This is a genomic window from Gluconobacter sp. P1D12_c, assembly GCF_018812105.1.
Lineage (GTDB): Bacteria > Pseudomonadota > Alphaproteobacteria > Acetobacterales > Acetobacteraceae > Gluconobacter > Gluconobacter oxydans_A.
Window position 1 is genome coordinate 1 of sequence record NZ_JACSIQ010000339.1, and the last position, 496, is coordinate 496.

1 protein-coding gene is annotated in these 496 nt (G+C 55.8%); it reads right to left on the reverse strand.

Features of this window, described 5'->3' with window-relative positions; all coding sequences use genetic code 11:
- A partial coding sequence (locus KP705_RS17070) for a Tn3 family transposase (RefSeq protein ID WP_215765130.1) occupies positions 1 to 496 on the reverse strand: 496 nt, incomplete at both ends.

Sequence of the window (496 nt, forward strand, 5' to 3'; positions counted from 1 at the left end):
AATCCAGATCCTGTATCCAGTCGAGCATGAAAACCGACCGCTCGATCCGGCCAACTTCACGCAAGGCCACAGCCAGACCATTCTGACGGGGATAAGATCCGAGCTTCCGCAGCATGGCCGAGGCCGTCACGGTTCCACTCCGAATGGATGTGACCAGACGCAGCAGGTCGTCCCAGTGGGCCGCAACATGATCGGTATTGATCGGGTCACCGGCCATTCCACTCAGGAGATCACCGGGGCTTTGATCTGGAAACAGGTGAAGTTTCCGCTCTTTCAGATCCCGTATCCTGGGCGCAAATCGATAACCAAAGAAGGGCATCAGCCCGAAAACATGATCCGATGCCCCACCCGTGTCGGTATAATGCTCTTCAATGGAAAGCCCGTTGGCATGATACAGCAGCCCATCCAGAACATAGGGTGCTTCACCGGCCGTCGCCGCAATCACCCGGGTCGAAAACGGATCATACTGATCGGAGATGTGGGTGTAGAAACTGAC